Source organism: Streptomyces narbonensis (assembly GCF_014649015.1).
Classification (GTDB): Bacteria; Actinomycetota; Actinomycetes; order Streptomycetales; family Streptomycetaceae; genus Streptomyces; species Streptomyces narbonensis.
The window spans coordinates 306,577-328,576 of sequence record NZ_BMSF01000010.1 but is presented as its reverse complement, the minus strand read 5'-3'; the positions used below and the strand labels follow the sequence as shown (position 1 = coordinate 328,576).

The 22,000-nt window shown below is 74.3% G+C and carries 15 protein-coding genes; 12 read left to right on the top strand and 3 right to left on the bottom strand.

Features of this window, described 5'->3' with window-relative positions; genetic code table 11:
• Window positions 1-3: 3 nt before the first annotated feature.
• From IE124_RS21430 to moeZ, 9 genes are all read left to right on the top strand, one after another.
• Window positions 4-984, top strand: coding sequence for an ABC transporter permease (locus IE124_RS21430; RefSeq protein ID WP_370468796.1), 981 nt, complete (start codon window positions 4-6; stop codon window positions 982-984).
• Window positions 984-1,157 (top strand): hypothetical protein, encoded by a 174-nt coding sequence (locus tag IE124_RS21425; protein ID WP_189509497.1) that lies wholly within the window; start codon window positions 984-986, stop codon window positions 1,155-1,157. Before IE124_RS21430 ends, IE124_RS21425 begins: the two co-directional genes overlap by 1 nt.
• Window positions 1,154-2,143, top strand: coding sequence for an ABC transporter permease (locus IE124_RS21420; RefSeq protein ID WP_189509496.1), 990 nt, complete (start codon window positions 1,154-1,156; stop codon window positions 2,141-2,143). Before IE124_RS21425 ends, IE124_RS21420 begins: the two co-directional genes overlap by 4 nt.
• Window positions 2,140-3,792 carry a dipeptide ABC transporter ATP-binding protein gene (locus IE124_RS21415; RefSeq protein WP_229832651.1) on the top strand — a complete coding sequence of 551 codons (1,653 nt, stop codon included), beginning with the start codon at window positions 2,140-2,142 and terminating at the stop codon, window positions 3,790-3,792. Before IE124_RS21420 ends, IE124_RS21415 begins: the two co-directional genes overlap by 4 nt.
• 190 nt (window positions 3,793-3,982) lie before the next feature.
• Complete coding sequence (locus IE124_RS21410) at window positions 3,983-5,641, top strand: glycosyltransferase (protein ID WP_189509495.1); 1,659 nt, start codon at window positions 3,983-3,985, stop codon at window positions 5,639-5,641.
• Window positions 5,634-7,397, top strand: a complete 1,764-nt coding sequence (locus IE124_RS36025; RefSeq protein ID WP_370468793.1) for a hypothetical protein — start codon at window positions 5,634-5,636, stop codon at window positions 7,395-7,397. Before IE124_RS21410 ends, IE124_RS36025 begins: the two co-directional genes overlap by 8 nt.
• A 143-nt stretch (window positions 7,398-7,540) precedes the next feature.
• Window positions 7,541-8,512 carry an NAD-dependent epimerase/dehydratase family protein gene (locus IE124_RS21400; protein ID WP_189509494.1) on the top strand — a complete coding sequence of 324 codons (972 nt, stop codon included), beginning with the start codon at window positions 7,541-7,543 and terminating at the stop codon, window positions 8,510-8,512.
• On the top strand, window positions 8,500-9,246 hold the full coding sequence (locus IE124_RS21395) for a spherulation-specific family 4 protein (RefSeq protein ID WP_189509493.1): 747 nt from the start codon (window positions 8,500-8,502) through the stop codon (window positions 9,244-9,246). Before IE124_RS21400 ends, IE124_RS21395 begins: the two co-directional genes overlap by 13 nt.
• A gap of 63 nt (window positions 9,247-9,309) precedes the next feature.
• Window positions 9,310-10,488 (top strand): adenylyltransferase/sulfurtransferase MoeZ, encoded by a 1,179-nt coding sequence (moeZ, locus tag IE124_RS21390; protein WP_150266301.1) that lies wholly within the window; start codon window positions 9,310-9,312, stop codon window positions 10,486-10,488.
• An 83-nt stretch (window positions 10,489-10,571) separates the two neighbouring features.
• Here moeZ and IE124_RS21385 read toward each other — a convergent pair whose 3' ends face one another.
• The 3 genes from IE124_RS21385 to IE124_RS21375 all read right to left on the bottom strand — a co-directional run bounded on the left by IE124_RS21385 (window position 10,572) and on the right by IE124_RS21375 (window position 16,638).
• Window positions 10,572-12,170, bottom strand: a complete 1,599-nt coding sequence (locus IE124_RS21385) for an alpha/beta hydrolase (protein ID WP_189509492.1) — start codon at window positions 12,168-12,170, stop codon at window positions 10,572-10,574.
• Between the two features lie 123 nt (window positions 12,171-12,293).
• A complete protein-coding gene (locus IE124_RS21380; RefSeq protein WP_189509491.1) occupies window positions 12,294-13,868 on the bottom strand; it encodes an alpha/beta hydrolase in 1,575 nt (524 codons plus the stop codon).
• A gap of 61 nt (window positions 13,869-13,929) precedes the next feature.
• The gene (locus IE124_RS21375; RefSeq protein ID WP_189509490.1) at window positions 13,930-16,638 is read right to left on the bottom strand and encodes a lysylphosphatidylglycerol synthase transmembrane domain-containing protein; all 2,709 of its coding nucleotides are present in this window, start codon (window positions 16,636-16,638) and stop codon (window positions 13,930-13,932) included.
• A gap of 180 nt (window positions 16,639-16,818) precedes the next feature.
• Here IE124_RS21375 and IE124_RS21370 point away from each other — a divergent pair, with 180 nt between their 5' ends.
• The 3 genes from IE124_RS21370 to IE124_RS21360 all read left to right on the top strand — a co-directional run bounded on the left by IE124_RS21370 (window position 16,819) and on the right by IE124_RS21360 (window position 21,979).
• Complete coding sequence (locus tag IE124_RS21370) at window positions 16,819-17,184, top strand: MGMT family protein (RefSeq protein ID WP_189509489.1); 366 nt, start codon at window positions 16,819-16,821, stop codon at window positions 17,182-17,184.
• A gap of 251 nt (window positions 17,185-17,435) precedes the next feature.
• Complete coding sequence (locus IE124_RS21365) at window positions 17,436-21,083, top strand: ATP-dependent helicase (RefSeq protein WP_189509488.1); 3,648 nt, start codon at window positions 17,436-17,438, stop codon at window positions 21,081-21,083.
• 140 nt (window positions 21,084-21,223) lie between these two features.
• Window positions 21,224-21,979, top strand: a complete 756-nt coding sequence (locus IE124_RS21360) for a hypothetical protein (RefSeq protein ID WP_189509487.1) — start codon at window positions 21,224-21,226, stop codon at window positions 21,977-21,979.
• The last annotated feature ends 21 nt before the right edge of the window (window positions 21,980-22,000 follow it).

The window sequence follows — 22,000 nt, the reverse complement described above, 5'->3', positions numbered from 1 at the left end:
GCCCTGACCGGCGCACCACGCGCCGACACCTCGGCGCCCGGGGCGGTCACCCCCGCCCCGGGCGCCGCCCGGCAGGCCTGGCGGCGGCTGCGCACCCGCCCCGCCGCCCTCGTCTCCGCCGGAGTGCTCCTCCTGCTCGTCCTCCTCGCCCTCGCCGCGCCGCTGCTCGCCGCCCTGACGGGCCAGGACCCCTACGCGTACCACGACGACCTCGTCGACTCCGCCCGCGGCGGCGTCCCGTACGGCTCCTTCGGCGGGGCGAGCGCCGACCACTGGCTCGGCGTCGAACCGGGCACCGGACGCGACCTCTTCGTCCGCCTCCTCTACGGAGCCCGGATCTCGCTGCTCGTCGCCGTCGGCGCCACCGCGGTCCAGGTCGCCCTCGGCGTCGTCGTCGGCCTCGCCGCCGGGCTCGGCAACCGCTGGGTCGACGGCCTCCTCGGCCGGATCACCGACGTGCTCGTCGCCCTGCCGATGCTGGTCCTCGCCATCGCGCTGACCGCCGTCGTCCCCCGGGACTTCCCCCGCCCGCTGCTGCTGATCCTCGTCATCGGTCTGCTCGGCTGGGCGGGCACCTCCCGGATCGTGCGCGCCCAGACGCTCACCCTCAAGAGCCTCGACTTCGTCGCCGCCTCCCGGCTCGCCGGCTCGGGACGCCGACGGACCGCCCGCCGCGAACTCCTGCCCGCGCTCGCCGCGCCCGTCATCACCTACGCGGCGATCCTCGTCCCCACCAACATGGTCGTCGAGGCGTCCCTCTCCTTCCTCGGCGTGGGCGTCACCCCGCCCACCCCGTCCTGGGGGCAGATGCTGTCGACCGCGCAGACCTGGTTCCGCGCCGACCCCGCGTACGTCCTGCTCCCCGCCGGACTGCTCTTCGTCACCGTGCTCGCCTTCACGGTCCTCGGCGACGCGGTCCGCACGGCCCTCGACCCGCGCGAGGCGAGCCGGCTGCGCGTGGGCACCCGCAAGGAGTCCTCCTGATGACCACGCGAGGAGACCTCCTGATGACCACGCGAGGAGACCTCCTGATGACCACGCGAGGAGACCTCCTGATGACCACGCGAGGAGACCTCCTGATGACCACGCGAGGAGACCTCCTGATGACCACGCGAGGAGACCTCCCGATGACCACCCCTAGGGAGACCTCCCGATGACCCGCTACGTCCTCAAGCGGCTCGCGGGTGCCGCGCTCGTCCTCCTGGCGCTCTCGGTCCTCGTGTACGCCCTCTTCTACCTGGCGCCCGGCGACCCCGCCCGTCTCGCCTGCGGAGAGCGCTGCAACCCGCAGCAGGTCGCCCAGGTCCGCGAGCAACTCGGCCTGAACGAGAGCGTCCTCGCGCAGTACCTGCACTTCCTCCAGGGCGTCTTCGCCGGCCGCGACTACTCCACCGGCACCGCCGTCGTGCACTGCGACGCCCCGTGCCTCGGGCTCTCCTACCAGAGCGACAGGGAGGTCACCCGGCTCGTCCTGGAGCGGCTCCCCGCCACCGCCTCGCTCGCCCTCGGCGCCCTTGTCGTCTGGCTCGTCGTCGGCGTCGGCACGGGACTGCTGTCGGCGCTGCGCCGGGGCGGCCCGACCGAGCGGATCCTCACCGTCCTCACCCTCGCCGGGACCGGAACCCCCGTCTTCATCCTCGGGCTGCTGCTCCTCATGGTCGTCTGCGCCCACCTCCAGTGGCTGCCCTTCCCGAGCTACGTCCCGCTCGGCGAGGACCCCGAGCAGTGGGCCTGGAACATGCTGCTGCCCTGGCTGACCCTCGGCTTCTTCGAGTCCGCCAAATACGCGCGCCTCACCAGGAGTTCGACCCTGGAGACGCTCGCCGAGGACCACATCCGCACCTTCCGCGCGTACGGCGTGGGGGAGCGGGCCGTCGTCACCCGCCACGCCCTGCGCGGCGCCGTACCGCCCGTCATCGCGATCAGCGCCGTCGACCTCGGCTCGATGTTCGGCGGAGCCGTGCTCACCGAGTCCCTCTTCGGCATCCCCGGGCTCGGCAAGACCCTCATCGACGGCGTGCGCGAGATCGACCTGCCGGTGGTGGTGGGCGTGGTCATGGTGATGGGCGTGGCCGTCGTCCTCGCCGGCGTCGTCGCCGACCTGCTGTACGCCGCCGCCGACCGAAGGGTGGTCCTGACGTGACCCCGCGCAGCGAAGAACACCTGGTGGAAGTCCGGGACCTCACCGTCGAGTTCGACCGCGAAGGCGACCCCGTGCGGGCCGTGGACGGGCTCTCCCTCCGCCTCGGCGAAGGCCGCGCCCTGGCCCTCGTCGGCGAGTCCGGCAGCGGCAAGTCCACCGTCGCGGGCGCCCTCCTCGGCCTCCACCGGGGGACCGGCGCGCGGGTCACCGGCTCCGTGCGCGTCGGCGGCATCGACGTCGCCGCCGCCGGCCCGGGCGAGCTGCGGAGACTCCGCGGCGGCGTCGCCGCCATGGTCTTCCAGGACCCGCTGTCCGCCCTCGACCCCTACTACGCCGTCGGCGACCAGATCGCCGAGGTCCACCGGATCCACGCCGGAGGCTCCCGCCGCGACGCCCGGGCCCGCGCCGTGGAGGTCCTCGACCGGGTCGGCATCCCCGACGCGGCCCGCCGCTCCCGCTCCCGCCCGCACGAGTTCAGCGGCGGCATGCGCCAGCGCGCCCTCCTCGCCATGGCCCTCGCCTGCGAGCCCCGCCTCATCGTCGCCGACGAGCCGACCACCGCACTCGACGTCACCGTGCAGGCCCAGATCCTCGACCTGCTTCACGAGCTCCGGCGCGAGACCGGCACAGCCCTGCTCCTCGTCACCCACGACGTCGGCGTGGCCGCCGAGAGCGTCGACGAGGTGCTCGTCATGCGCGGCGGCCGCGAGGTCGAACGCGGCCCCGTCGCGCGGGTGTTGGGGGCGCCCTCGGAGCCGTACACGCGAAGGCTGCTCGGCGCCGTGCCCCGGCTCGACGGGCCGCTGCGGCCCGCCGCCCCCGCGCCCAAGGGCGAGCCGCTCCTCGAAGCGGTCGACCTGCGGCGGGAGTTCGGCCGCGGAAAGCGCACGGTCACCGCGGTCGACGGTGTCTCGCTCACCGTCCACGCCGGCGAGACCCTGGGCGTCGTCGGGGAGTCCGGGAGCGGCAAGACGACCCTCGGCCGCATGCTCGTGCGGCTCCTCGACCCGACGGGGGGCCGGCTCCGTTACGGGGGTACGGAGATCGGCACCCTGTCCGAGCGGGAGCTGCGCCCGCACCGCCGCGAGCTCCAGATGGTCTTCCAGGACCCCGTCTCCTCCCTCAATCCGCGCCGCTCCGTGGGCGAGTCGATCGCCGACCCGCTGCGCGCGGCGGGGCAGCGCGACGAGACCCGGATCCGCGCCCGGGTGCGGGAGCTGCTCGACCGGGTGGGGCTCGAACCCGACCGGTACACGGCCTACCCGCACGAGTTCAGCGGCGGACAACGGCAGCGCGTCGGCATCGCCCGCGCGCTCGCCGCCGGACCCCGGGTCGTCGTCTGCGACGAACCCGTCTCCGCGCTCGACGTCACCACCCAGGCACAGGTGACCGCGCTGCTCGCCGATCTCCAGGCCGAACTGGGCCTCGGGCTCGTCTTCATCGCCCACGACCTCGCCGTCGTCCGCCAGGTCAGCGACCGCGTCGCCGTCATGCACGGCGGCCGGATCGTCGAGCAGGGCACGGTCGAGGAGGTGTACGGCGCACCTCAGGATCCGTACACGCGCCGGCTCCTCGCCGCCGTCCCGTCCCTCGACCCGGTCCTCGCGGCCGAGCGCCGAGGAAGGCGTCAGGAACTGGCCGTCGCCTGACACTCCGTAACCGATCCGCCTCGTATCGCGACCGAACGCGACCAGGGTGGGAAAGTTACGTGCATTCACCCCTTCCGGTGGTGCGACGGACAACCGTCCGTCGCACCCCGGTTATCTCCGCTTACGTTCTTCCCGCTGCGAGTCGCCGGACCAACGGTGGCCGTCGTCAAGGGAGATCGGGGGTGTGCTCATGCGGATCGGACTGCTCACGGAAGGTGGCCACCCGTACGCCACCGGCGAGGCCGGCCTCTGGTGCGAACGGCTCGTACACGGGCTCGGGCAGCACCAGTTCGACCTCTACGCACTCGGCCCCACCGGCACCCCGTCGCCCTCACGGCCGCTGCCCCTGCCGCCGAACGCCCGGACCGGCCGCACGGGGGACGTCACCACCCCCGACGCCGAGACCGTGTCGAGCCGGATCGAGCGGGCCGCCTTCGGCGACGACCGCGCCTCCCGCCGGGCCTACGGCCGCCGTGACCGCCGCCGCTTCAGCGAGGCCTTCCACGCCCTCGCCACCGGCCTCTGCGCCGAGCACGACGAGACGTCCTTCGCCACCGGCCTCTACGCCCTCGCCGACCTCGCCCGCGAGCGCGGCGGACTGCCCGGCGCCCTGCGCTCCGACGACGCCGTCCGCGCCCTCGAAACCGCCTGCCGCGCCCCCGGCGCACGCCGGATCGCCGCGGCGGCCTGCCTCCCCGACCACCTCGCCTTCGCCGACCACCTGGAGCGCGCCCTGCGCCCGCTCTCCCTCGACTGGTACGAGGACGAGGCACTCGGCGCCGTCGACCTCTGCCACGCCACGGCCGGCGGCACGACCGCCCTCCCCGGCCTCCTGGCCAAACGCTTCTTCGGCACACCGCTCCTCGTCACCGAGTACGGCGTCCACCTCCGCGCCCACTACCTCTCGCCGGCCGTCGCCGACCGCTCCGCCCCCCTGCGCGGCCTCCTCGCCGCCCTCCACGGCCGGATCGCCGCCGAGACCTACGGACAGGCCGCGCTCCTCACCCCCGGGAACGCCCACGCCCGCCGCTGGCAGGAGAAGTGCGGCGCCGACCGTGCCCGCATCCGCACCGTCCACCCCGGAATCGCCGCCGACCGCTTCGCCGAGGTAGGCGAGGACGAGGAGAGCGGCGACCCGGCCACCCTCGTCTGGGTCGGCCGCGTCGAACCCGCCAAGGACCTCGTCGCCCTGCTGCATGCCTTCGCCGACCTCCGCGCCCGGCAGCCCGACGCCCGGCTCCGGATCGTCGCCGTCCCCACCGCAGAGCCGTGCGCCGACACGTACCTCACCCACTGCAAGGGCTTCGCGGCGCAGCTCTTCCCCGACGAGGCCCCGGTCGCGCATGCCGTCGGTGAGAACCCCGTCACCTTCGAGGAGCTCGGCGGCCCCGAGGCGCCCACCCTGGAGGACACCTACGCCTCCGCCGCCGTCGTCGTCCTCTCCAGCGTCGTCGAGGGCTTCCCGACCAGCCTCGTCGAGGCCATGTTCTGCGCGCGCGCCACCGTCTCGACCGACGTCGGCGCGGTCGTCGAGGTCATCGGCGGCACCGGTCTCGTCGTCCCGCCGCGCAACCCGCGCGCCCTCGCCGACGCCTGCCTCGCGCTGCTGAGGGACCCCGAGCGGCGCCACCGGCTGGGCGCCGCGGCCCGCGCTCGCGCGCTCGAACTCTTCACCGTCGAACAGAACCTCGCCGCGTTCCGCGGCATCTACCTGGAACTCCTCTCCCACGCGCCGGTGCGCCACCGCCCCGGGGACGGCGTGCCCTTCGCCCACCCGGCCGAGGCCCACGTGCCCGGCAGCTGGACGCACCAGGCCGTGACCGCGGGCACAGGAGCCCCCGATGCCTGAAGGAGGCACCCCCATGCGCGGCCCCGCCGCCCCCACGAGCCCCGGAGCCTGGGACGCCCGCTCCGAAGCCCTCCTCGGGACCCCGGCCCTGACTCCGTCCGGCACCGTGACCGGCACGGCGACTGCCCGGGAGGAGGAGGCGGCGGGCACGCCAGTGGGCCTGGACGCGCCGGTGGGCCTGGATGCGCCGACGGCTCTTGACGCGCCGAACGGACCCGATGCGTCGACGGCCGTGGACGTGCCGACGGTCGTGGACGCGTCGAAGGCGCCGGATGCGCCGACGGCGCAGGACGCCCCAGACGCCCCGGCCGCCCCAGACGCCCCGGCCACCCCAGACGCCCCGGACGCCCCGGACGCCGAGGGCCCCCTCGCCGCCGCGCCGTCCCGGATAGCCCCGGTCACCACCGAACCCCCACCGGCCGACCCGTCCGCCTACGGCGGCGCCGACCGTCCCGACGCTCCCGAGCGCGGTCTCGCCTGGGCGGCCGTGGCGGATCGCGCCCCGGCCACCGAAGCCCTCACCGCCGGCGACGTCCTCACCCCCGCCGCCGAAGGGCTCACCCCCGCCACCGACAGCCTCACCCCGGCCGGCGACGTCCTCACCCCCGCCGCCGAAGGGCTCACCCCCGCCGCCCAAGGCCTCACGCCCGCCGTCGCGGCCCCCGAGCCGGCCGAGGGGCCGGGTGCGCCGGCGCCCGCCCTCTCGGTCTCCGCCCCCAGGCCCCGGCGCGGCACCGCCGACCCGGTCAAGGTGCTCATGCACCGGCACCGGGAGCTCTGCGAGCGCGCCGTCGACCCGCTGGAGATCGCCGCCGGGCTCGAAGCGCAGGGGTTCACCGACCGGACCGCCGCCCGCTTCCGGCACCGAGACGTCTTCTCGCTCGCCGAGGAGCTGTACGCGCGCGTGCCCCGCGGCGCCGGCACGCCCCCGGACCCGGCGCCCTCCGAGCCGGTCCGCGCCCCGTGGGTGCTCGCCGCCCTCGCGCCCGGCGCCGCCGCCGCGCTCGCCGGGCTCGGGCTCACCCTCGCCGACGGGTCCGGACGCCTCGCCGTCGGCACCGCCGGGGCCCTCGCGCTCACCGGCGCGCTCGTCCTCGCCGTCCGGCGCGGACCGCTCCGCGCCCCCGGCGGCCGGACCGTGCCCGCCGCCGGCCTCTGGACCCTCTGGCTCCTCGCGTACGCGGTCGCCGGCGACGGACTCCTGGCACAGGTGCTGACGGGCGGCCCCGACGGGCCCTGGGACCTCACCCCGGGCCCCCTCCTGCCCCTCGCCCTGGCCGTCGCCCCCGCCGCCTGGGGCGCCCACCTCTTCGCGAGCTCGGCCCGCCGCCGGATCGCCGAGAGTCGGGGACTCGCGGACTTCGCCGCCCAGGCCAGGCCCCTGCTCCTCGGCACCGTGACGCTCCAGCTCCTCGCCCTCACGGGGCTCCTGGCCCTCACCGGATTCAGCCCCGGAGCCCTCGCCCTCGGCGCGCTCCTGCTGCTCGCCCGGCTCCTCACCGTGCACGGCTTCCCCGAGACGGCCTCCGCCGCACTCGCCGCCGCCTGCGCCGCCGAGGCCCTCGCCCTCGCGAGCGTCCTCGCCGCCCGTGTCCCCGCCCCCGGCTTCGAAGCGCTCGCCGCCCCCGTGCGCGCGCTCACCGAAGCCGCCGGACCGGGGGCCGTACCCACCCTCGTCTGCGGCGCCGCCGCGCTCGGCCTGCTGGCCCACGCGACCGGCGCCCTCGCCCGGGCCTCGGCCCACGCCACCCCCTGAGAACCCCAGTGAACCCCCCGCCCACCCGCGGAGCCGACGCCGCGGGCGGGCCCCCGCCACCTCTCTCATCACCCCGCAAGGAGACCGAAGATCATGACCCCTCCATCCCAAGGACCGGCCGGTCGGCACGTAGGGGCCGCACGATGAGGGTGCTTCTGCTCGGAGCCAACGGCTTCATCGGACGCTTCGTCGCCGACCGGCTGCTCGCCGACCCGGCCGTCCACCTCACCGCCCTCGGCCGCGGCGACGACGCCGACGTGCGCTTCGACCTCGCCTCCGGCAGCCCCGGAGCGCTCACCCGCTTCCTGGACGCCGTCCACCCGGGAGTCGTCGTCAACTGCGCGGGCGCCACCCGCGGCGGCGCCCGCGAGCTGACCCGGCACAACACCATCGCCGTCGCCACCGTCTGCGAGGCCCTGCGCCGCAGCGGCTGCGGAGCCCGGCTCGTCCAGGTCGGCTGCGCCTCGGAGTACGGGCCGAGCCAGCCCGGCTCCTCCACCGCCGAGGACGCCGTGCCCCGCCCCGGCGGCCCATACGGCGTGTCCAAGCTGGCCGCGACCGAACTCGTCCTCGGCTCGGGCCTCGACGCCGTCGTCCTGAGGGTGTTCTCGCCCGTCGGCCCCGGCACACCCGCCGGCTCCCCCCTCGGCCGCCTCGCCGAGGCGATGCGCCGCGCGATGCAGGCGGGGGACGGCGAGCTCAAGCTCAGCGGACTCGGCGTGCAGCGCGACTTCGTCGACGTACGGGACGTGGCCAGGGCCGTCCACGCGGCATCCCTGTCCGCAGCCCAGGGCGTCGTCAACATCGGCACCGGCCGCGCGGTCCGGCTCCGGGACGCCGCCGCCGTGCTCGCCCGGGTCGCCGGCTACGCCGGCAACCTCCACGAGCTGGACGCCCCGCACGGCATCCCGCAGCGCCCCATGATCGGCGCGCCCCGCACCGAGGGCACCATCGCCGACCAGCTGGCCTCCGCCCCCTACCCCTACCCCGACGGCTGCGGCCCCTGGCAGCAGGCCGACGTCAGGACCGCCCGCGACCGGCTCGGCTGGCGGCCCCGGATCAACCTGGAGGAGTCGCTCGCCGACATCTGGATGGAGGCGGCGTGTCGCATCTGACGACGACCACGGCCACGGGAGCGGTCCAGGCCCTGGGGGTGGGCGTCCCCGGCTACGCCCACCCGCTGCTCGCCCCCGTCGAATGGGGTGAGCTGACCCGCCCGGGGACCCCGCTGCACTGGGCCGTGCTCAACGTCGCGGAAGGCCCCGGGAGCCGCCCCGACCCGCACTGCCTGGAGGCCGCGGGGAAGCTCCGTAACGCCGGGGTCCGGGTCCTCGGGCACCTGGACCTCGCGCACGGCTCCCGCCCCTTCGGGGAGCTGGTCTCGGACGCCCACCGCTTCCTCGACTGGTACAAGGTGGACGGCTACTACCTGGACCGGGCCCCCGCCGACCGGGCGGACCTGGCCGGGACCCGGCGGCTCACCGCGACCCTGGAGGCCGTCCTCGGCGGCGCGGCGCACCTCGTCCTCGGGCACGGCACCCACCCCCACCCGGGGTACGCGGAGACCGCCGACCAGCTGGTCACCTTCTCCGGCTCCTGGGTGGACTACCGCTGGTCACAGGTGGCGGAGTGGACCGCCGACTACCCGGAGGCGAAGTTCGTCCACCTCGTGCACGGGGTCCCGCGCACGCACCTGGAGGAGGCGCTGCGGATCGCCCGCTGGCAGGGTGCCGGGACGATCTTCTTCACCGACCGCGCCGGAGGTCCGGGACAAAGCACGCCATTTCACTCGCTGCCCGGCTACTGGGACGAAATCGTCTCGCGGATCGGACCGGGTGTCTCGGAATGAGGAGGGGCGTGGCAGTGTTACGGGGAGAACAACCGTACTGACATACCGACAACCGGAGTCCCCGTGTCGCTGCCACCCCTGGTCGAGCCGGCTGCCGAGCTCACCGTAGACGAGGTCCGCAGGTACTCCCGCCACCTGATCATCCCGGACGTCGGGATGGACGGGCAGAAGCGGCTGAAGAACGCGAAGGTGCTGTGTGTCGGCGCCGGCGGTCTCGGCTCGCCGGCGCTGATGTACCTGGCCGCCGCCGGCGTGGGCACGCTCGGCATCGTGGAGTTCGACGAGGTCGACGAGTCGAACCTCCAGCGCCAGATCATCCACAGCCAGGCCGACATCGGCCGGTCCAAGGCCGCCTCGGCGCGCGACAGCGTGCTCGGCATCAACCCGTACGTGAACGTGATCCTCCACGAAGAGCGGCTCGAAGCCGAGAACGTGATGGACATCTTCAGCCAGTACGACCTGATCGTCGACGGCACGGACAACTTCGCCACGCGCTACCTGGTCAACGACGCCTGCGTGCTGCTCAACAAGCCGTACGTCTGGGGTTCGATCTACCGCTTCGACGGTCAGGCCTCGGTCTTCTGGTCCGAGTACGGCCCCTGCTACCGCTGCCTCTACCCGGAGCCCCCGCCGCCGGGCATGGTCCCGTCCTGCGCCGAGGGCGGCGTCCTGGGCGTGCTGTGCGCGTCCATCGGCTCCATCCAGGTCACCGAGGCCATCAAGGTGCTCGCCGGCGTGGGCGACCCGCTGGTCGGCCGCCTGATGATCTACGACGCCCTGGAGATGCAGTACCGCCAGGTCAAGGTCCGCAAGGACCCCGGCTGCGCGGTCTGCGGCGAGAACCCGACCGTCACCGAGCTCATCGACTACGAGGCCTTCTGCGGCGTCGTGTCCGAGGAGGCCCAGGAGGCGGCGCTCGGCTCGACGATCACTCCGAAGCAGCTCAAGGAGTGGATCGACGAGGGCGAGAACATCGACATCATCGATGTCCGCGAGCCGAACGAGTACGAGATCGTCTCGATCCCCGGTGCGCGACTGATCCCGAAGAACGAGTTCCTGATGGGCACCGCCCTCCAGGACCTCCCGCAGGACAAGCGGATCGTCCTGCACTGCAAGACGGGTGTCCGCAGTGCGGAAGTCCTCGCGGTGCTCAAGTCCGCGGGCTTCGCGGACGCGGTGCACGTCGGCGGCGGCGTGATCGGCTGGGTCCACCAGATCGAGCCCGAGAAGCCGGTCTACTAGTTCGGCCGAACGGAAGGGCCCGGACCTCGGCGAGAGGTCCGGGCCCTTCCGTGTGCCCCGCCGGGAGTCACGCCCCCTGCGGGTCACGCCCCGCTGCGAGCCGTCCCGCTGGAGCAGGTCATGCCGTACGCGGGGACCTTGCCGTCCAGGAAGTACGCGTCGACCGTCCGCGTCACGCAGGGCGACGTGCCGTAGGCGCCGTGCCCCTCGCCCTCGTTGGTGACCAGGACGCCCACGCCGTCCCCGAGCTCCTTCGCCATCTTCTCCGCGCCCTCATACGGGGTCGCCGGGTCGCCGGTCGTGCCGACCACGAGGATCGGGGCCGCGCCGGGGGCGCTCGCCTCCGGCGTCTTCCGCTCGCCCTTCACCGGCCAGTTCGCGCACCAGCCGGCCGTGTCCCAGGCGAGGAACGTACCGAAGACGGGGGAGAGCCCGCGGAACTCCGGGACCAGCGCCTTCGCCTGGGCGGCGGTCGGACGCTCGCTGGAGTCGGCGCAGGAGATCGCCCGCTGGGAGTGCGACTGGGTCGCGTAGTGGCCTTCCGCGTCCCGGTCGTTGTAGGCGTCGGCGAGTGCGAGCAGGGCCTCTCCGCGGCCCCGCTCGGCCTCTTGCAGGGCCTGCGTGAGCAGGGGCCAGTTGGCCTGCCCGTACAGCGTGACCGCGATCCCCGTGAGCGCGAGGCCCTCGGTCAGCCGGCGGTCGCCGACGGCCAGCGGCTCGCGGTCCAGCTTCCGCAGCAGGCGCGCGATCCGCTCCGACCCGGCCTTCGGGGCCTCCCCGGTGCTCTTGAGGTAGTTGTCCAGGGCCCGCTGGAAACCGATCGTCTGGTGGCGGGCGTGCCCGGTGGAGTCGGCGGTCGGGTCGACGACCGCGTCGAAGACGAGCCGCCCGACGCGCGAGGGGTAGAGGTGGGCGTAGGTGCCGCCGAGCTGCGTGCCGTACGACATGCCGAAGTAGTGGAGTTCGTCGTCGCCGAGGACCTGCCGGACCAGGTCCAGGTCGCGGGCGGTGGCGGTGGTCGTGGTGTGCGGGAGGACGGTGGCCGAGCGGCGGGCGCAGCCGGCGCCGAAGGCGGTGTTGTCCGCGAGGTACGCGGCCTCCTCGGCGGCCGTGTCGGGGGTGAGGTCCAGCGAGGCCTCGGAGGCGGCCTGTTCGGCGTCGTCCCGGCAGACCACGCCGGCGCTGCGGCCCACGCCCCGGGGGTCGAAGCCGACCAGGTCGTAGCGCTCGCCCAGCTTCGCGTACTCCGCGGCCGCCTGGGGCAGGATCTCGACGCCGGAGGCGCCTGGGCCGCCGAAGTTGAAGAGGAGCGAGCCGATCCGGGCGCGCTCGTCGCCGGCCTTCTTGCGGATCAGCGCGACGGGGATCGTGGCGCCCTCGGGCTTCGCGTGGTCGAGCGGGACCTTGACCGTGGTGCACCGCCACTCCGGACCGGGCCGCGTGCCGCCCGAAGGGGCCTCGCAGCGCTTCCAGCCGAGGCGCTGGCCGGTGAGGGAGGCGGGGAGCGCGGGGGGAGGGGCGGCCGCCGACGGTTTGGCGTCGGTGGTCGGCGGCGCCGTCGGGCCGGTGGCGGACGGAGCGGCCGTGGTGCTCCCGCTGCCTACGCCGTCCCCGCCGCTCGTGCAGCCCGCGACGAGGAGACCGGTCACGGCGAGCACCGTCATGCGAACGCGTATGGACATGTGTTCCCCCAGGATCCCGGCAAGGCCGCCCATCCTAGGCGGTGTCCTGCCGATCGTGCCGGGCTCGCGGGGTCCGGCACCGCGCTCCCCGAGACACCCCCTGGGCGGTGTTCGCCCGGGGACTCACTTGCAGACGGTCCCCGTGGCCGGCAGCTTGCCGTCCAGGAGGTAGGCGTCGACCGCCTTCTTCACGCACGCGTTGCCGCCGTTGTAGGCGCCGTGGCCCTCGCCCTCGTACGTCAGCTCGATGCCGACGCCCTTGCCGAGCGCGTTCACCATCGCGCGAGTGCCCTCGTACGGAGTGGCCGGGTCCCCGGTCGTGCCGACGACCAGGAGCGGGGCCGAACCGGGCGCGGAGACGTCCGGATGCTCCCAGGTGCCCGGCACCGGCCACTGCGAGCAGCTCGCGAGCGCCCAGCCCATGAAGTCGCCGAAGACCGGGGAGGCCTCGCGGAACTTGCCGAGCCGCTCCTTCGCCTGGCCGAGGGTGTAGCGCTCCTTGAAGTCCACGCAGTTGATGGCGGCGTTCGCGGCCTGGATGTTGCTGTACGTGCCGGTCTGGCCGCGTCCGTTCATCGAGTCGGAGAGCGAGAGGAGCAGCGCGCCGTCGCCGCCGTCGGCCGCTTCGAGGCCCTGCTCCAGGTAGGGCCAGTACTCCTTGGAGTAGAGGGCCTGCGCGATGCCGTTGGTGGCCTGCGTCTGGGTCAGCTCGCGGCTGCCGATGCCCGGGATCGGCTTCTTGTCGAGCGAGGCGAGCAGGTCGGTGATGAAGGACTCGACCTCGGCGACGCTCGTACCGGGCAGGGCGCACTCGTCGCCGCGGTCCACGCAGTCCTGGGCGAAGTTGTCGAGGGCGAGCTGGAAGCCCTTCGCCTGGCCGAGCGCGCCTTCCTCGACGCCCGCTTCGGGGTCGACGACGGCGTCCAGGACGGCCCGGCCCACGTTCTTCGGGAAGAGGTGGGCGTAGACGCCGCCGAGTTCGGTGCCGTACGAGATGCCGAAGTAGTGGAGCTTGTCGTCGCCGAGGACCTGGCGCATCAGGTCCAGGTCCCGGGCGGCGTTCTCGGTGCCGACGTGCGGGAGCGCCGGCCCCGCGTCCTTCTCGCAGCCGGCCGCGTACTTCTTCTGCGCGTCCGACAGGGTCCGCTCCTCGGCCGCGTCGTCGGGCGTGAAGTCGAGGGCGTAGTAGGCGTCGAGCTCCTTGTCGGTCGCGCATTCGACGGGGTCGCTGCGGCCGACCCCGCGCGGGTCGAAGGAGACGAGGTCGTAGCGGGAGCGGAGGGACTCGTACTCGTTCGCGAAGCCCGGCAGGCCGGTGACGCCGGAGCCGCCCGGCCCGCCGAAGTTGAAGACGAGCGAGCCGATGCGGGCTTCGGGGTCCCGGGCCCGGGCCCGGATGAGGGCCAGCTCGATGGTCTCGCCGGCCGGCTCCGCCCAGTCCAGCGGAGCCTGGAGGAAGGAGCACTCCCAGGCCGTGCCGTCGGGCAGCGGCGAGGGCGCGGGCCCGCCGCCCTCGGCGGCGGACGGTGCCGTGCAGGGGGCCCAGACCAGCTTCTGCGACGTCAGGGCCGAGAGCCCGGGCGAGCCGCTCGGCTTCGTCGTGTCGGCCGCGTCGTCCCCGCCGTCCGAGCACCCGGCGACGAGCAGCACGGTCGTGGCGGTGATCAGGGCGGCGCGCTGGGCGGCGGAGATCGGCATAGGCCCATCGTGGGCCGGTGTCCGGACCTCCGCGCGGGGCGGGGGTCCGGACGGGTGGCGGCTACAGCGCTTCGCGTTTCGTCAGCCAGTTGAAGCAGATCCAGCCCGGGAGGACCGGGATGTACAGGGTCAGCAGCCGGTACAGCAGGACCGCCGGGGTCGCCACCTCGATGGGGAGGCCGACCGCCACCAGACCGAAGGTGAGCGCGGTCTCGACCGCTCCCACGCCGCCCGGGGTCGGCGCCGCCGAACCGAGCGCGTTGCCCGCGAGGAAGACGACCGCCACGCTCGCGTAGCTGAGCGACTGGTTCTCGTGGTCGAAGGCCCGGATCGAGGCGTCCAGGCAGAGCACGAAGGTGAGGGTGAGCAGCAGCATTCCGCCGATGCCGGTGAGCAGCTTCATCGGCCGCTGGAGCACGTCCAGCATGCGGGGCACCACACCGGCGAAGAGCGAGCGCAGCCGCGTCGACACGAACTTCCGCATGAACGGGATCGCCGTCACGACGAGCACGAGCACCGCGACCGTGAGGAGACCGGCGATGACCGTCCTCGACGGGGTGAAGGACTGCGACCGCTCCGTCCCCGTCAGATAGCCGAAGGCGAGCAGCAGCAGGATGTGCGCCCCGAGTCCGAAGAGCTGCGAGGCGCCGACGCTGGCCACCGCGAGCCCCGGCCGCACCCCCGAGCGCTGGAGGAAGCGGGTGTTCAGGGCGACGCCGCCGACCGCCGCCGGGGCGACGATCTTCACGAACGAGCCGGCGACCTGCGCCACCACCGTCCGCCAGAACCCGACCCGCTCCGGCACGAAGCCCAGCAGGCTCATGGCCGCCGCCAGGTAGCTGATCGCGGAGAACAGCACCGCGGCCGTCACCCACCGCCAGTCCGCCTCGCCGATCGTCGACAGCGGCGTACGGGAGATCTGGGCGAGGAGGAAGTACGCGGCGATCACGCCGGCGATCAGGCTGACCAGGGTCCGCGGCTTGATCCGCTCCAGCCGGACCGGTTCCGCCGGCGCCTGCGGGCGGATGAGCAGGACCTGCTGCCGGATCTGTGCCAGCAGGTCCTCCTCGCGGGCCTCGTCGAGCGCCGTGTCGAGGGCCCGCTTCTCGGCCTTCCGGTCCGCCTTCCGCTCGGCCTTCGTCCCGGCCTTGGTCCCGCCCTTGGCCCCGGCCTGTGCGGCCGGTCTGTCCGAGGTCGCGACCGACATCCCGCCCGGCGTCTCGACCGCCGTCCGGTCCGCCGCGGCCTCGGCCTTCGCGAGCTCCCGCTCGTGCTTGGCCGCCTCGGAGGCCGCGAGCACGGCCTCCCGCTCGCGCTGCGACCGCTCCCGCGCCAGCCGCCGCAGCGTCGCGCGCGTGGAGCGGCTCAGGGCGATCGGCTGGAGGAGCGGCAGGCAGTCGGCGACGCTGTCCGGCCCGAGGATCTCCACGGCCGCCGCGACCGCCCGCTCGGCCCCGACCCGCAGGCCGAGGGTGGTGAGCAGCTGCGCGATGTCCATCCGCAGGATCAGGTCCCCGGCCGCGATCTCGCCGCCCCGAAGGTCGGTCAGGAACACCCTGCCGGAACGATCCACCAAGATCGCGTCACCCGCGAGCCTGCGGTGGGCGATCCGGCGCGACTGGAGCGCCCGCACCTGTCGCCAGGCACCGCGGACCAGCTCGTCGGTGATCTCCTTGTCGTCGAGCGAGTCGAGGCTCCGGCCGCCGATGTGCTCGTACACGAGCATCACGGCGTCGGGGCCGAGCTCCGAGGTGGCGATCAGTTTCGGCGCGTTCGCCCCGGCGGCGATGGCCGCGTAGGCGAGGAGCGCCTCCTGCTCCAGGGCCTGGCGGAGCGAGACGATCGACCGGCGGGTGGTGATCGTCCGCAGCGTGATCCGCCGCCACATCCGGTAGAAGAAGCCGTGTGCCTGCTGCTCGCGGTCGACGACGGTGACGTCGAGCGGGGGCCCGGCCTCCAGGGTGACGATGTACCGGCGGCCCCGGTCCCCGGTGTCCGCGGCGTCCGGCACGCCCTCGGCACGAAGCGCCGTGACCGGCCGGAAGCCGACCCGGCGCAGGCCGGCGAGGAGCGTCTGGCCGGTGGGTCTGACGTTCGGGGAGCCGACGGCGTACAGCGTGCCGTAGGCCACGGTCCAGCCGATCAGCACGGTCAGCACGATGGAGAGCGCCGTGGTGTAGCCGGCGACCAGCATCGTGAAGGCGTCGAGCAGCAGCACCGCCCAGAGCGACACCCGCCAGCGGGGCCTGCGGGCCATGCCGACGGCGGTCATGTACGCGATGACCGGGGCGAGGTAGTTGTGCACCGGGTCGGTGAGCCCGCCCCCGGACTGCGGCTGGGTCAGCGCTTCCTGGATCGTGCTGGGTGCCCCCTGGGCGACCCAGAGGTCGGTGGCGAGGGTGACGCCGTGCGCGAGGACCGCGGCGAGGACGCCGTCGGCGATGCGCAGGCCGTCCCGTTTGATCAGGCGCTCGATGGCGAAGGCGACCGGGACCAGCAGGACGGCGATGGAGGAGACGAGACCGGCGATCTTGACGAAGACGTCGGGGGCACCGCCGGCGCCCTTGTTGATGTCCTCCTCCAGGCCCGACGTCGTGCCGTGCGCGAAGGCGGCGATGGCGATGACGAGACCGATGGCGAGGAGACCGGCGAGCAGCCGCATCAGGTCGGAGGGCCGGTGCACGCGGGCGGCGAGCAGGGGCTCGTCCCCGGAGACCCGCTCGGGGAGCCCGGCCTCACCCTCCTCGGGAGGCTGCGTGTCCTGCCCCATCACCCTGTCCGTCTCTGCATGTGCGTCTTGTCGTTCCCGCTCTTGCCGCTGTTCTCGTTCTTGCTCTTGTTCGTGTATTTGTCGCTCTTGATCTCGTATCACCAGTCACCGCCCGGACGATGGTGGCACGAAGAGCCGCCGCGCGGAGGCATCAGGGCCATGTCGGTGGGGTGAGGCAGGATGAGACGGATGAGCCTGGAGGAACCCGTGGGGGAGACCGGAGAACTGCCCGAGTACGCGGAGCGGGTGCTCGACGTCGCCGACGGGATCCCGCCCGGCCGGGTCATGACCTACGGCGACGTCGCCGAATGGCTGGGCGAGGGCGGGCCGCGTCAGGTCGGCCGGGTGATGGCCCTGTATGGCGGTTCGGCCCCGTGGTGGCGCGTGGTCCGCTCGGACGGGGTCCTGCTTCCCGGGCACGAGCTGCGGGCGCTCGACCACTACCGCGCGGAGGGCACTCCGCTGCGCGAGGCGGGCCGGGCTGCCGAGGGACACGTGCCGAGGATCGACATGCGGCGGGCGCGCTGGGACGGATCTCACACCTGAGTCCGGAGCCCCGGGGGCCGTGTGCCGGGCGAGGCGGAAGGGGCCGGTGGGGCGGACGCGGTACGGGATGAGGTGTCGCTTCCGGTACGGGGCGCGGTGCCGTATCCGCTCCGGAGTACGGCTCGGCGCCGGTCCGTTTCGCGTAACGTCGACGTTCGCGTCCGCCGTGGCGACGGCCGCGGCGCATGGGCGCGACACCCGCAACATCCGCATCACCCGCACCACCTCTTCCCCCAGGACCGGCGAACCACGTGAGCTCCTCCTCCACCACCCGGCACACGCCGCACCAGGGTCAGCCGTACCCGGGTGCGGGCCGGCAGCGGACCCCGGGCGCGTACCGACTGGTGCGTACCGCGCCGGCCCCGCTGGATCCCCCTCAGCTGGACGCAGCCCAGCGGGAAGTGGTTGACCACGAGGGCGGACCACTCCTCGTCCTCGCCGGACCCGGCACCGGAAAGACGACGACGCTGGTCGAGTCGGTCGCGGCCCGGATGGAGCGGGGCGCCGATCCCGAGCGGCTCCTCGTCCTCACCTTCAGCCGCAAGGCCGCCGTCGAACTCCGCGACCGGATGGCCACCCGGCTCGGCGGCCGCCGCCCGCCGCAGGCGACGACCTTCCACTCGTACTGCTACGCCCTGATCCGCGCCCACCAGGACGCCGAGCTCTTCGCCGAACCGCTGCGGCTGCTCTCCGGACCCGAGCAGGACCTCGCCGTGCGCGAGCTGCTCGCCGGCCAGATCGACCTGGAGAAGGCGGGCCTCGGACGGGTCGCCTGGCCCGACGAACTCCGCGCCTGCCTCACCACCCGCGGCTTCGCCGACGAGGTCCGGGCCGTCCTCGCGCGCTCGCGCGAGCTGGGCCTCGGCCCCGACGCCCTGGCCCGCTTCGCGGAGCGCGTCGGCCGCCCGGACTGGAAGGCGGCGGCCGCCTTCCTCGCCGAGTACCTCGACGTCCTCGACCTCCAGGGCGTCCTCGACTACACGGAACTCGTCCACCGGGCCGTACCGCTCGCGAGGAGCGCCCGCCTGCCCGGGTACGACGCGATCTACGTCGACGAGTACCAGGACACCGACCCGGCGCAGGTCCGGCTCCTGCACGCCCTCACGGGCGAGGCGACCGGGGCCGCCCGCCGGGCGTCCGTGCGGGGCGGCGAGCGGGCGACGGGCGGGCCCACGGTCGTCGCCTTCGGCGACCCGGACCAGTCCATCTACGCCTTCCGGGGCGCCGACGTGAACGGCATCCTCGACTTTCCGGACGCCTTCGGCGGCGCGGCCGTCAAGGTCCTGGGCACCTCGCGCCGCGCGGGCGCCGAGCTCCTCGGCGCGACGAGGCTGCTCACCCAGCGCATGCCGCTGACCCGGCTCCCCTCCGAAAAGGTCCGCGCGCACCGCGAGCTGACGCCGGCCCGCCCGGGCGGCCGGGCCGAGGCCTACACGTACCCCACGGCCTCGGCGGAGGCCGAGAACATCGCCGACCTGCTGCGCCGGGCACACCTGGAGGACGGCGTCCCCTGGCAGGACATGGCCGTCCTCACCCGAGCCGCCGCCACCCTCCCGTCCCTCCGCCGCGCCCTCACCTCGGCGGGCGTCCCGGTCGAGACGGACGCCGCGGACACCCCCCTCCGCCACGAGCCGGCGGTCTCCCCCCTGCTCCTGGCCCTCCGCGCGGTGGCGAAGCCCCACCACACCGCACACTCGTCGGACCTGGCCGTGGCCGAGCCCGCGCTCTCGTCGGACCTGGCCGTGGCCGAGCCCGCGCTCTCGTCGGACCTGGCCGCGGCCGAGCCCGCGCTCTCGCCGGATCTCGTTGTGGGCATGCGTTCCGCCGGGGCGGAACGGGTGGGCACAACCACCCACGGCGCCGCACCGTCGGCGCCCCCGTCGCCCCACGCGCCCGCGCCCGCCGCGCCCGTGCCCGCGCCCGCGTCCGCCCCCGCCGCGCCCGCCGCACCCGGACCCGCGCCCGACGGCGACGCCCCGGCGCAGCCGGAGCCCGCAACCGACGCCACCGCCACCGCCACCGCCGGATGGCTCCCCGTGGAGACCGCGCAGGAACTCCTCGCCTCACCCCTCGCCGGCGTCGACCCCGCCGACCTCCGCCGCCTCGGCCGCGCCCTCCGCGACGAGGAGCGCGCCGCGGGCAACAAGGTCCCGCCCCCCTCCGACGTCCTCCTCGCCCGCGCCCTCGCCGAGCCCGAGCGCCTCGTCGCCCACGACCCCGCCTACGCCCGCGGCGCCCAGCGCCTGGGCAAGCTCCTCCAGGAGACCCGTACGCTCCTCGACGCCGGCGGCACCGCCGAGGAGGCACTCTGGGTGCTCTGGAACGGCACCCCCTGGCCCGGCCGCCTGGAGCGCGCCGCCCTCCGCGGCGGCCCCGCCGGGCGCAACGCCGACCGCGACCTCGACGCCGTCTGCGCGCTCTTCGAGACCGCCGCCCGCGCCGAGGAACGCGTCGGCGGCCGTGGTGTCCTCAACTTCCTCGAAGAGCTCGACGCCCAGGACATCGCCGCCGACACCCTCACCCGCCGCCACACCCGCCCCGACGCCGTCCGCCTCATGACCGCCCACCGCTCCAAGGGCCTCGAATGGGGATTCGTCGTCGTCGCCGGCGTCCAGGAGGGCCTCTGGCCCGACCTGCGCCGCCGCGGCTCCCTCCTCGAAGCCGACCGCATCGGCCGCGACGGCCTCGCCGAGCCCCTCACACCGGGCGCCCTGCTCGCCGAGGAGCGCCGCCTCTTCTACGTGGCCGCCACCCGCGCCCGCGACCGCCTCGTCGTCACCGCCGTGAAGGCACCGGCGGAGGACGGGGACCAGCCCTCACGGTTCCTCACCGAGTTCGGCGCCGAGCCGAAGGAGGTGCCCGGCCGCCCCCGCCGCCCCCTCGCCGTCTCCGCCCTGGTCGCCGAGCTCCGGGCGACGACCGTCGACCCGGCCGCCTCGCCCGCGCTCCGCGACGCCGCCGCCCACCGCCTCGCCTCCCTCGCCGCGCTCACCGACGAGGACGGCCAGCCGCTGGTGCCGGCCGCGCACCCGGACCGCTGGTGGGGACTCTTCGAGCCGACGCACAGCACGGTGCCGCTGCGCGACCGCGAAGCGCCCGTCGCCCTGTCGCCGAGCGCCCTGGAGAACCTCGCCACCACCTGCTCCCTCCAGTGGTTCCTGGGGCGCGAGGTCAAGGCCGCGGCCCCGGCCACCGCCGCGCAGGGCTTCGGCAACGTCGTGCACGTCCTCGCCGACGAGGTCGCCTCCGGCCGCACCCCGGCCGACCTCGACGTCCTGATGGCCCGCCTGGACTCCGTCTGGGACGCCCTCGCCTTCGACGCGCCCTGGAAGTCGGCCCAGGAGAAGGCCCACGCGCGCGTGGCACTCGAACGCTTCCTGCAATGGCACGTCATGGACCGCGGCGGCCGCACCCCCGCCGCCTCCGAGCACGGCTTCGACGTGACCCTGGAGGCGGGGGAGTACGCGGTCCGCATCCGCGGCTCCATGGACCGCGTCGAGACCGACGAGCAGGGCCGCGCGTACGTCGTCGACTTCAAGACCGGCAAGTCCGCGCCCACCCGGGACGAGGTCGCCCACCACCCGCAGCTCGCCGTCTACCAGCTCGCGGTCCGGGAGGGAGCCCTCGACGAGGTCTTCGACGGGCACCGGCCGGAGCCGGGCGGCGCCGAACTCGTCCAGCTGAGGCAGGCCGCCCCGAAGAAGGAGGGCGGGGACGCCCTGCCCAAGGTCCAGGCCCAGGAACCCCTGGAAGGGGAGTGGGTCGGGGACCTGCTCGCCACCGCCGCCGGCCGAGTCCTCGACGAGCGCTTCACGCCCACGACCGGCGGGCACTGCGCGAACTGCGCCTTCCGCGCCTCGTGCAGCGCCCAGCCGGAGGGCCGCCAGATCGTCGAATGACGACATGTGCGGAGCATCACGCTCCGCTTCGTGCACCCTTTGCTCGCCCTCACGCGTCGGTCTTCACGGCGGCCCGCATAAGGCCGCCGTGAAGACAGTCTGTGAAGACGGCTGTGAACGAACGCTGAGGGAGTACACGCATGAAGGCCAATCGGAAGCTCTGGGTTGCGGCGACGGTCTGCGCGGCCGTGGTCGCGGGCGTCACGGGTTGTTCCCAGGGCGACGACAAGGCCGCGGACCCCTTCGCCGGCCTCACGGCCGACGCCATCGCCGACAAGGCGGTCGCGACGACGAAGGCGGCCACCGCCTTCCACATGAACGGCAAGGGCAAGACCGACGGCGAGGAGATGACGGTCGATCTCTCCGTCGACAGCAAGGGCTCCTGCCAGGGCACGATGGAGGCCGCCAAGGGCGGCAAGGCCGAGATGATCGGCACCGGCGGCTTCAGCTACATGAAGGGCGACGAGGCCTTCTGGAGCTCCACCGCCGGCGGGGAGGGCGACTCCTCGGAGGAGGACGGCGCGATGACCGCGCTGCTCAAGGGCCGCTGGATGAAGATGCCCGCCGGAGACGAAGGCCCCGACGCCTTCTGCGACCTCAAGACCATCGTCAAGGACATGGACGAGGACACGCCGCGCAAGGGCCTGACCCGCGGCGAGGACGCCGACGTAGACGGCACGCCCGCCGCCGTGCTGACGAAGAAGGGCACGAAGGGCGAGACCACCACCTTCTACGTGGCCAAGGACTCCGCCAAGCCGTTCGTCCTCCGTGTCGTGGAGGCCGGCGGCAAGGAGCCCGGCACGGTCACCTTCAGCGACTACGACAAGCCGATCACGGTCACCGCGCCCCCGGCCGACCAGGTCGTCGACATGGCGGAGCTCGCCGGCGCCTCCTGACCGCCCCGTCCGGTCGCGGGC